Raw genomic sequence first — 12,654 nt, forward strand, 5'->3', positions numbered from 1 at the left:
AAAAACCACTAATCTCTCAACCACAAAATATTTTCGATTTCATTAGCCATAGCTTCAATATTCGGTTCGTTAAAAAAGTTTATTAAGTCGACCTCAACATTAAATTGTTCATGAATTTTCAGCAAAATTCTTATTGCAGTTAAACTATGACCACCCAGCTCAAAGAAATTAGTATGTACCCCGATTTGCCCCATTTCGACACCTAAAACCTCACTCCAAATAGTGACTAGTTTTTCTTCGACCGGATTGCGGAATTTGGTAAGGTCATGATGATCAGCAATCATCATTTTTTCATTATTAGTGAGTTGTTTACGGTCAATCTTTCCATTCGGCAATAAAGGAAATTCTGCTAGCCGTATAAAAATTGCAGGTATCATATACACAGGGAGCTTTTCTGCCAGATGAATACGTAGCATATCATTTGTAATTTCTTCACGGCATAAAATGTAAGCTATCAGCGTTTTCTCATTATTAACTGTTTCTTTAGAAAGTACGATCGCATTTTCTATCTCCTTTATCCCCAATAATGTACTCTGTATTTCTCCTAACTCAATTCGAAAACCTCTGATTTTTATCTGGTCATCTATTCTGCCAATAAATTCAACATTTCCATCTGCAAGCCATTTGCCCAGATCTCCTGTTTTATACATCAATTTCTCCCTTCTAAATGGATTCGGTATAAATTTATCCGCTGTTAGTTCAGGGTTATTCAGATAACCATTTGCTAATCCATTTCCACTTATACAAATCTCACCCACCACACCAATGGGCAAAAGCTGTTGTTTGGGGTCTAAAATGTATACTTCATTATTCCCGAATGGTGAGCCCAGTGAAATATGATCCTCAATGTTCCCTAGGTCAATATGTTTTAACAATTTGCCAATGGTTGTTTCAGACGGTCCATAATGATTATAAACCTCACAATCGGCATCATTACGTCTCAACATATCCAGTACATCATCAGTAAGCTGCTCTCCCCCGAAAATCAGGCATTTGTTTGGTAAAACAATTCCTGAGGGTGCTTGTAAAGATTTCCAATGTGAAGGAACGATCTTTAAACAATCAACTTTAGAGGAATACATCTTATCTGGATTAATTATTTCCTTTGCCGTAAACAGCTGAAGTCTTCCACCTGTTAACAGTGAAGTGTAAAGCACCGTATTACCTAAATCAGCAGCTATTGTTGACACTAATCCAAAACTTTTACAGCTACCAATATTTGTTCGCTGAATGATTCCCATTACATAGTCAACAAGGGCAAAATGACTAACCATAACCCCTTTTGGTTTTCCGGTTGAACCAGACGTATAGATTACATAAGCTATATCATTTGATTCATAAACAGGCAAAAGTTCTTTATCCAGTGTTACTCCCTCCTTTAGAAAATTCTCTATTTCATTTTGATCAAGGGTAATTTTACATTTACTGTCAGCCAGCATATATTCAATCCGTTCCTTAGGATACTCAATATCTATTGGAACATAAGCAGCACCAGCTCTCAAAATCCCCAAGATGGAGATAATCATCCATTCACTGCGTTCTAATAAGATACTCACCCGATCTCCAGGCAGGACACCATGCTTACTTATTAAATAAGATGCTAAGAGATGACTTTGTTCATTTAATTCATGAAACGAATATTGCTTTCCATCACAGACCAATGCAATTTGATCCGGTACACTGATCGCTTGTTGTTCAAATAGCGCTGTAATTGTATCCATCATTTCTGGATAGACTACTGAACTTCTATTAAATCCGTTAAGAAGTTTATGTTTATCTTCTGAACCCAGATAGTCCAGTTCTCCTATGGGAAGCGTTGGATGTACCGAAATAATTGTCAATACATTAATAAGATGGTCCATCATTCTCTCAGCAGTTTCAGACAGATAGATATCACTATTATAAACCAGTCCTAACTGAAGTATATCATCCACTTCAACAAATTCAAAAGAAAGATCAAGTCTGCTTGTCAGGTTTTCACTTCCTTTATACTCTTTTACAGATAATCCGTCAAAATCTACCGGTTGTTGTTTCATGGAATCACCATCCTGTAAAACCAACCAGACATCAAAAAGAGGATGTCTGCTAACGTCTCGTTGAATTTTCAATTCATCTACCAGCACATCAAATGGAAAATCCTGATGCGTATAAGCGTTTATCGCTACTTTTTTTATATTTTGTAATAAAGTACTATAGCTTTCTGATGCACTAAAAGTTGTCCTCAGTGCAAGGGTATTCACATAAAAACCAAGCTGCCCTTCCAGGTCTGCATGTTCTCGGCCTGCTATGGGACTGCCAATGATTATATCTTCCTGACCTGTGTAACGGTGCAATAGCACCTTCACCGCTGCAAGTAAACCCATAAAAAGAGTCGCTCCTTCTTCTTGTAAGAATCTCCTGAAGCTTGCAATCTGCCCGCCATTCAGTCTTTTTCTGATCGTCCGCCCATTATACGTTTTCACCAGAGGTCTGGATTTGTCACCCAAAAGCGACAGTACAGGCAACTCTCCGCTGAACTGCTCCAGCCAATAGCCCTTGTGTGCCGCAAATGCGGCTCCTTTCAGCTGCTCCTGTTGCCAGAAAGCATAATCTTTATATTGTATATTAAGCCCTGTAATCTCTTCCACTTCCCCACTCTGATAGGATCCATAATACCCCATCAGTTCTTTAATCAGGATACCCATCGACCACCCATCACTAATGATGTGATGCATCACATAACTCAAAACCCAACTCCTTTCAGATACCCGGTATAAACAGCCATACATTAGCGGCCCTGAGGTCAAATCAAATACCGTTGTAAAATCTTTCTCCACCAGGCTACGCAATACAGTAAGCTCTGTTCCCCTCAAATCCTGCTCATTGATCACAAAACCACCTGTACCTGCATCCTGTATATATTGTCTGACTTCCGCTTCTTCATCTGAACGAAAGACAGTCCGCAGAATTTCATGACGGGAAATCAAAGCATCAAATGAACGCTGTAAAATCTCCAAATCCAATTCCCCCTCAAACCAGTATGCCCCAGGTACATTATAAGCCACATTACCCGCCGAAAACTGGCTCAGTATCCATAAACGACGCTGTGAGGAAGAAAGCACATAACTTTCTGCTGGAGCAACAACAGGAATCCCTGTATAACCCATCTGATGACTCCCTTCAATCAGCAATGCCTGATCTTCCAGTATAGAAACCGAAAACACTTCTTTCAACTCCAGTTTTACACCAAATACTTTATAAACCTGGCTGGTCAAACGAATCGCTTTCAAACTATGTCCACCCAGTTCAAAAAAGTTTGAACTGATCCCGATCTGATCAGGATCACGTCCCAATACCTCACTCCATATCTCTACCAGCTGTCTCTCGGTTTCTGTACGCGGAGCAATATAAACTGCTCCAGTACCAAGCTCCCTACCAGCTAGTTCTTCCAATGCTTTACGGTCGACCTTACCATTTACAGTCAGCGGGATCATATCCAGCAGCGTATAAGACTCTGGCAACATGTACGAGGGCAATAACTGCCCCAGGTAACTCTTCAGTACCAACGGATCCACATCTCCCTCACCAGTGATATAAGCCTTAAGTTCACGCTCCCCTAAATTATTTAAGGGCGCAAGAACAACTGCCGAGGTGATAGCACTATATCCCTGTAAAATATTCTCGATCTCTCCAAGCTCCACCCGGTAACCACGAATCTTAACCTGCTCGTCCAACCGGCCAATAAATTCTACATTCCCGTCAGCAAGCCAGCGCCCCAGGTCTCCAGTACGGTACATCCGCTCTCCCAAGCGGTAAGGATTTGTTACAAACTTCTCTGCCGTCAATGCTGCCTGGTTCAGATAACCACGTGCAAGACCAGCACCTCCCAAACAAATCTCCCCAGGAACACCAACAGGCTGAAGTGCTCCCATTTTACTCAGAATATAAACCTGTGTATTGGAAATTGGTTTACCAATCGGTATAGGGTCAGATACCACGGTAATTGCATGGGTCAGAGAAAACGTCGTATTCTCTGTTGGCCCATAACCATTGATAATCTCAACAGATGGATATCTGTTTTTTATCCTTTGGATATGACCAGGAGATAATTTATCTCCACCGGTAATGATCTTATTTAACCCCGCAAAAATCCCTGTATCCTGATCAACCAGTGTGTTCAGCCAACCTGAAGTAAACCACATGATATTAACTTCCTCTTCGCGGATCAATGCACTTAACTTAACCGGATCAAGCAAATTATCTTTACTGCACAAAACAAGTTTTCCGCCGTTCAACAACATACCCCAATATTCAAATGTAACTGCATCAAAAGAAACAGAACCCGTACTTAATAAAATATCTGATTCACTAAAAGAAACGTAATTGCTTGACTTCACAAGCCGCACTACATTCTTGTGTTCTACCATTGTACCCTTAGGTACACCCGTTGATCCCGAAGTATACATTACATAAGCAAGATCTGTAGGTTTATTCACAGCCAAAACGACCGACGGGTAAATGTTTTTTTTCATTTTCTCCAGTTCATCTGCGTCGATAACCAGTTTACACCCACTGTCTGAAATCATAAACTCAATACGCTCTTCAGGATACCCAGGATCTATAGGAACATACGCACCTCCAGATTTCAGTACTCCTAACAAACTAATAATCAACCATTCACTGCGATCCAGCCTAACCCCGATTAGCTCACCAGGAACAATCTGATAAACAGAACGTAAATACGCTGCCAAACGGTTTGACTCCTGGTCAAGTTCACCATAACTCAAATGCCTCCCTTCAAATACAACAGCAGTCTTTTCCGGATGCTCCAACACCTGTTCAGCAAACAGATCTACCAAGGTCTGTTCCTTCGGATAAGCAACACTTGTAGCATTAAAATCCTCCAACAGCGCTAACTTCTCTGACGTAGACAGGTAATCCAGTCGACCAACCGCTACCGAAGGAGCTTTTAAAATCGTCTCCAGTAAATGTTCAAAATGTCCAAGCATACCCCAAACGGTACCTTCCTCATAAATATCATTGTTATAACCAAGCTGTACTTCCACTCCTTCGTCCTGTTCGATAAAAGTAAACTGAAGATCGAACTTGCTGATCACATCCCGGCTATCTTCATAAACACTCGCTTGAAGCCCCGACAAATGTTTCTCCCAGAATTGCTGCTGAAGTTCTGGCTGTTGTAATACCACAAGTACATCAAACAACGGATGACGGCTCATATCACGTTGCAGGTTCAGCGAATCTACCAGCTCATCAAATGGATAAACCTGATGCTCATATCCACCAAGGGTAACCCTTTTTACCCGGTCAAGTATTTCTCTATAATTTTCTGCCCCGCTAAAGGTCGTTCTCAGTGCAAGGGTATTCACATAAAAACCAAGCTGCCCTTCCAGGTCTGCATGTTCTCGGCCTGCTATGGGACTGCCAATGATTATATCTTCCTGACCTGTGTAACGGTGCAATAGCACCTTCACCGCTGCAAGTAAACCCATAAAAAGAGTCGCTCCTTCTTCTTGTAAGAGTCTCCTGAAGCTTGCAATCTGCCCGCCATTCAGTCTTTTTCTGATCGTCCGTCCATTATACGTTTTCACCAGAGGTCTGGATTTGTCACCCAAAAGCGACAGTACAGGCAACTCTCCGCTGAACTGCTCCAGCCAATAGCCCTTGTGTGCCGCAAATGCGGCTCCTTTCAGCTGCTCCTGTTGCCAGAAAGCATAATCTTTATATTGTATATTAAGCCCTGTAATCTCTTCCACTTCCCCACTCTGATAGGATCCATAATACCCCATCAGTTCTTTAATCAGGATACCCATCGACCACCCATCACTAATGATGTGATGCATCACATAACTCAAAACCCAACTCCTTTCAGATACCCGGTATAAACAGCCATACATTAGCGGCCCTGAGGTCAAATCAAATACCGTTGTAAAATCTTTCTCCACCAGGCTACGCAATACAGTAAGCTCTGTTCCCCTCAAATCCTGCTCATTGATCACAAAACCACCTGTACCTGCATCCTGTATATATTGTCTGACTTCCGCTTCTTCATCTGAACGAAAGACAGTCCGCAGAATTTCATGACGGGAAATCAAAGCATCAAATGAACGCTGTAAAATCTCCAAATCCAATTCCCCCTCAAACCAGTATGCCCCAGGTACATTATAAGCCACATTACCCGCCGAAAACTGGCTCAGTATCCATAAACGACGCTGTGAGGAAGAAAGCACATAACTTTCTGCTGGAGCAACAACAGGAATCCCTGTATAACCCATCTGATGACTCCCTTCAATCAGCAATGCCTGATCTTCCAGTATAGAAACCGAAAACACTTCTTTCAACTCCAGTTTTACACCAAATACTTTATAAACCTGGCTGGTCAAACGAATCGCTTTCAAACTATGTCCACCCAGTTCAAAAAAGTTTGAACTGATCCCGATCTGATCAGGATCACGTCCCAATACCTCACTCCATATCTCTACCAGCTGTCTCTCGGTTTCTGTACGCGGAGCAATATAAACTGCTCCAGTACCAAGCTCCCTACCAGCTAGTTCTTCCAATGCTTTACGGTCGACCTTACCATTTACAGTCAGCGGGATCATATCCAGCAGCGTATAAGACTCTGGCAACATGTACGAGGGCAATAACTGCCCCAGGTAACTCTTCAGTACCAACGGATCCACATCTCCCTCACCAGTGATATAAGCCTTAAGTTCACGCTCCCCTAAATTATTTAAGGGCGCAAGAACAACTGCCGAGGTGATAGCACTATATCCCTGTAAAATATTCTCGATCTCTCCAAGCTCCACCCGGTAACCACGAATCTTAACCTGCTCGTCCAACCGGCCAATAAATTCTACATTCCCGTCAGCAAGCCAGCGCCCCAGGTCTCCAGTACGGTACATCCGCTCTCCCAAGCGGTAAGGATTTGTTACAAACTTCTCTGCCGTCAATGCTGCCTGGTTCAGATAACCACGTGCAAGACCAGCACCTCCCAAACAAATCTCCCCAGGAACACCAACAGGCTGAAGTGCTCCCATTTTACTCAGAATATAAACCTGTGTATTGGAAATTGGTTTACCAATCGGTATAGGGTCAGATACCACGGTAATTGCATGGGTCAGAGAAAACGTCGTATTCTCTGTTGGCCCATAACCATTGATAATCTCAACAGATGGATATCTGTTTTTTATCCTTTGGATATGACCAGGAGATAATTTATCTCCACCGGTAATGATCTTATTTAACCCCGCAAAAATCCCTGTATCCTGATCAACCAGTGTGTTCAGCCAACCTGAAGTAAACCACATGATATTAACTTCCTCTTCGCGGATCAATGCACTTAACTTAACCGGATCAAGCAAATTATCTTTACTGCACAAAACAAGTTTTCCGCCGTTCAACAACATACCCCAATATTCAAATGTAACTGCATCAAAAGAAACAGAACCCGTACTTAATAAAATATCTGATTCACTAAAAGAAACGTAATTGCTTGACTTCACAAGCCGCACTACATTCTTGTGTTCTACCATTGTACCCTTAGGTACACCCGTTGATCCCGAAGTATACATTACATAAGCTAAATGATCTGCTTTGATCATAACAGGATTAAGCGGGGCGCAGACATCCTCCATATCTCCCATTTGTAAATCCAATGCAATTATGCTCCCGCTATAATACTCAAGGTCAAACACATAATCCACCTGGGTAAGCAAAACTTGTGCTCCTGTATCCTTTAGAATGAACTCTTTACGAGTCCCCGGATAATCAGGATCGATAGGAACATAAGCCCCTCCTGCTTTTAATATAGCTAAAATACCTACAATCAGTAATTCCGACCTATCCAGCATAATTCCCACCAGATCATCAGGTCGTATCGTATAATTTGATTTCAGATATTGAGCCACACGCCCAGACTGTTCATCCAATTCCCGGTAACTCAAATGTTTTCCTTCAAATACAACAGCAGTCTTTTCCGGATGCTCCAACACCTGTTCAGCAAACAGATCTACCAAGGTTTGTTTCTCCGGATAAGCTATCCTTGCTGCATTAAATTCCTCCAACAGCACTGACTTTTCTTTTTCATTCAGGTAATCCAACTGACCAACCGGTACCAAAGGGTCTTTTAAAATCGTCTCTAACAACTGTTCAAGATGATCGAGCATAGTTACCACTGTGACCTCCTCGTAAATATCATTATTATAGGACATCAGAATATCCACACCTTCGCTTAATTCGATAAAAGTTAACTGAAGATCGAACTTGCTGATCACATCCCGACTATCTTCATAAACACTCGCTTGAAGCCCCGACAAATGTTTCTCCCAGGATTGCTGCTGAAGTTCCTGCTGCTGCAATACAACTACCACATCAAACAATGGATGTCGGCTCATATCACGCTGCAGATTCAGTGATTCTACCAGTTCATCGAATGGATAAGCCTGATGCTCATATGCACCAAGAGTCCCCCTTTTTACTGCACCAAGAATTTCTTTATAATTTTCTGCCTCGCCAAAGATTGTTCTCAGTGCAAGGGTATTCACATAAAAGCCAATCTGTCCTTCCAGATCTGTATGCTCTCGGCCTGCTGCAGGACTACCAATAATTACATCTTCCTGTCCAGTGTAACGGTGCAGCAGTACGTTCACCACCGCAAGTAAACCCATGAACAGAGTCGCGCTTTCCTCTTGTAATAATCCTCTGAACCTTCCCATCAGTTCTGCGTTCAGATTTTTTCTGATCGTTCGGCCATTATAAGTTTTCACCAATGGTCTGGCTTTATCGCCAAAAAGCGACAATACGGGCAACTCTCCACTGAACTGCTCCAGCCAGTAAGCCTTATGTACTGCAAAAGCTGCACCTTCCAGTTGCCCCTGCTGCCAGGAAGCGTAATCTTTATATTGTAAATTAAGTGCCGTAAAAACGTTTTCATCTCCAAGAAGAAATGCATCATAATATCCCATGAGCTCCTTAATCAGGATACCCATTGACCATCCGTCACTAATGATATGGTGCATCACATAACTGAAAACCCAGTTCCTTTCAGATACCCGGTATAAACAGCCATACATTAGCGGTCCTGAGGACAGGTCAAATACTCTCAGTGCATCTTCTTCTATCAAGTTACGTAATACTGCACGGTCTGTCCCCCTCAAGTCCTGCTCATGAATCACAAAACCAGCTGTATCTGCGTTCTGTACATATTGCCTAACCTCATTATCTCCCTCCGCACAGAATACTGTCCGCAGAATCTCATGTCGAGAAATTAAAGCTTCAAATGAGCGCTGTAAAACCTGCAAATTCAATTCTCCCTCAAACCAGTATGCCCCAGGTACATTATAAGCCGCGTTTCCTTCAGAAAACTGACTTAGGATCCATAAACGACGCTGTGCAGAAGAAAGTACATAATTTTCAGCAGGAGCCACCTGAGGAATCTGCTTATCTGAAGTTTGCGGCCCATATTTTAATAAAAAATTCTTGAGCTCCTGTTTATTTTCTTTAATTTTTACTATAAGCTCATGATTTACCTGAGCATCCCTAGAAAACACTTTTAATTCACCATCAACTAATTCAAGCAAAATATTATTATCAGTAATACGCCTTAATAAATCATTCATAAATTATAGATTAATGTTTAATGAAATTCGATAGGACACACCTGTTTGACCAGAGGAATCCTTAGGGTAGATATTGAATTTTGTAAAGAATCAGATAGTTGATTCTGGAGAAGGAATGATTTGTAAAACCCCCATATAAACCCATTTTTTTATAGTGCTCAGGATAGCAACGTTAAAAAGTTCTATGAACTCTTGCTTAGCACTGATATTAGAAACACCAACCTGAATGAGCAGATTTTTCAACCCTGCTTCGGGTAAAGATTGTATATAATCTCTTATTTCAAGAATAGCCTGTCCTAAAAACTTCGGGTGATCAAAGCTATGGAGTAACATCCTATAAGCATTGACCAGAGGAATTTCAACATCTTCAAGGGCACAGGCATTACGTAGAATAAAAACAAAAGGACCTCCAGAATTGTCAGCTAAATCAGCACTTATCAATTGACCACCTTTTGAACTATCAAACAAAGTCCAATCCCACTTGGTAGATATGATCTTCACCTTTTTTGAAATACAAACCTTCTGTCTGACCAGCCATTCATCAGGTTCATTAAGTAGTTTCATAGTTTCATCTATATATAAAAGCTGATCCAAGTATATTTGAAAATGGTTTTTTGATTTGTCAAAGAAGAGATCCAGTTTTTGCCTTTCCAAGGAGAATAAATCAGCAAGAAAATCCAGTTTTGAATTATGCGGATCCGATTTAATCAGACTGTCAATAAATGTGTTAAAACTATCAATCTCACCATGAAGGCCATTAATAGAATGTGCATCCAGATAATCAGTTAAAACAGCAGGAGACGCATGACTAAGAAGAGTAATTGTTCTCTTATATATTCCGGTCAAAAGTTTCTTTCTTACATCTGATACCGAAAGACATATAATAATTTTATTATCTTTTTTATAATTTCTATTAAAAAAAGGGGCAACAATAGTATTTGTTTTCACGGCGCTATCTGTAGCTTTTAGTAGCAAATAAACTGATCCTATACTGCCAAATAATAAGCCACCATTTAAATTCAGTTCTGCTAATGAAATCTCAGCATTTTCATAAGCCTGGAAGAGCAGATTTTCCATCACACCACTTTCATTCGCTAAAGAGTTATGTAATAAACTTAAGCCTATCCCTGCAATTCCATTATATAATTCAAATGATATTATATTACCAGAATTTAGAAATTCACTTACTTTATTCAAACTTTTGCCAGTAACTGTCTGTCTTTTTGAAATCAAAACCCCCATCATCCCATCCGACCAGTTTATACTATCGCCAGGCAAAAGTATTTCATGGTTACCATTCAGATGACTTTTTTTATACTCAGACAATGTTTTTTTATCAAGTATATCTCTTCTATAATCACCCCAATTATCGGCAATATCAATCCAGCTGGAAGACATAATTCTGTCTGTTTCATTTAGGATAAAGGCCAAAACAGGAGCATCACAGTAATAATTAAGTTTGTCAAATACATATTGAATACCCGGAATACCATGAGCGAATCCACACGATCCATTGATGTGATTTTCATTTTCACTTCTCCAAAAAATTCCATCTGGTGATAACTTTGCTCCGGATACAATTTGTACTACATATTGGTTGATATAATTCACAAGGAAATTTTCCTGTGAGATTAAATAAAGTTCCAAAATTATCAGCAATGCTCCCGCTCTTCCATCATATAAATAATCAGAGGTATATTTAGAATAGAGAAACGCTTCATTTGACGACCGAATTAATTGCAAACATATTTTTACTAACTCCGGATCATTATCAATTTTATACCGCTCAATCAACAAATAGATAACACCACTTCGCCCTGTATAAAGACCATAATCAGCAGAGGGATTTTGGATACAATAAAGAATTAACTTATCAATTGCTAAATCGGCTGTTTCGATATAAGTCTTTTTACCTGACTGTGTATACAACTCCATTAAAAAAAGGATGATCCCGCTAATTCCTGTATCCAGACACTCGATATTTCCTGAATTAACCCGATTTTTTTCCATTATATCAGAATTACTCCATGGCAATGGAGTTTGATACCGGAGATATTCAGCAACCAAATAATCACCATAACTCTCTCCAAGTTTCTTGATATCTGTCTCTTTTATGATCTTCGTATTTGTCATCAGCGTTATATTTGATTTTTTTTCATCAGTTTAAGTATTCTGTAATAGTCATCCGGATAATCTGTTTTAACCCTATATTCCAAACAATCTGCTAAATATTTCTCCACCTTAGATCTTCCCGATATATGTATATACTTCGTTTTGGAGGGTACACCGGTAAACTCAAAAAAATAAGGTGGAACACTTGCATCAGCATGCATATAATGAATGTCTTGCTTTGCTTCATCTGCTAATGCACGAAAAAGGAACTGTTCAAAAATCACGTTAAATGAAGAGACGTTTATCTTATGCAGATGACTTATATTCTTATCTACAAATTGAAAAGCTTTTTCTGTGTAGGTTTTATAGAAATTAATATTGTGCCCTCCAAGAATCCCAGCATTGATAGCTTTAATACTGTTATTTATATTGATAGATTTATCCAGAACACCAGGATAGTAGTTGAGGTTCAATGCTATTGGGAAAAATATTTGTCTGTAGAAATTATCATAGCTTTCTCCTTCTTCTTTATTTTGGCAAATTAGAGAAGAGCCTTCCAAAGTCTGATTAAACTTCTCCCAGATATAAACATCCCCATCTACATGAATAAATGGTTTACTCTGAATACGATAAGCATATATTTTTCCTAATGCCCATAAATTAGGATGGTAGTCATTTAAATCATCTAAAACTACTTGTGTACTCGTATAAGGTAATTCCAATTTGTTTATCAGTAGATCATATCCGGATTTGTCTGTGACCAGTTCAACTTCATCGTAAAATTTCGTGAATTGCCGGGCACTTAATATCCAACTGAAATAATTATACTTTTTATCGAGCCAACCACATTTGTTAAAATCAGAAAATTGAGTGATATCATTTGGAATACCTGGTTTGGACCATAGACTTTGTACTATTTTCATAG

3 protein-coding genes are annotated in these 12,654 nt (G+C 39.9%); all 3 read right to left on the reverse strand.

The window, feature by feature from the left end; genetic code table 11:
* Nucleotides 1-8 precede the first annotated feature (8 nt).
* Nucleotides 9-9,617 carry a non-ribosomal peptide synthetase gene (locus AY601_RS14040; protein ID WP_068402159.1) on the reverse strand — a complete coding sequence of 3,203 codons (9,609 nt, stop codon included), beginning with the start codon at nucleotides 9,615-9,617 and terminating at the stop codon, nucleotides 9-11.
* Between the two features lie 90 nt (nucleotides 9,618-9,707).
* Entirely contained in the window at nucleotides 9,708-11,750 is a 2,043-nt protein-coding gene (locus AY601_RS14045) for a lanthionine synthetase LanC family protein (RefSeq protein WP_068402161.1), read from the reverse strand.
* A 5-nt stretch (nucleotides 11,751-11,755) separates the two neighbouring features.
* On the reverse strand, nucleotides 11,756-12,652 hold the full coding sequence (locus tag AY601_RS14050) for a DUF6734 family protein (RefSeq protein WP_068402163.1): 897 nt from the start codon (nucleotides 12,650-12,652) through the stop codon (nucleotides 11,756-11,758).
* Nucleotides 12,653-12,654: the final 2 nt, after the last annotated feature.

The organism is Pedobacter cryoconitis, assembly GCF_001590605.1.
Classification (GTDB): domain Bacteria; phylum Bacteroidota; class Bacteroidia; order Sphingobacteriales; family Sphingobacteriaceae; genus Pedobacter; species Pedobacter cryoconitis_A.

Coding starts and splice junctions, on each gene's coding strand:
- AY601_RS14040 (WP_068402159.1), bottom strand. CDS start 9,617: ATGAATGATTTATTAAGGCGTATTACTGATAATAATATTTTGCTTGAA.
- AY601_RS14045 (WP_068402161.1), bottom strand. CDS start 11,750: ATGACAAATACGAAGATCATAAAAGAGACAGATATCAAGAAACTTGGA.
- AY601_RS14050 (WP_068402163.1), bottom strand. CDS start 12,652: ATGAAAATAGTACAAAGTCTATGGTCCAAACCAGGTATTCCAAATGAT.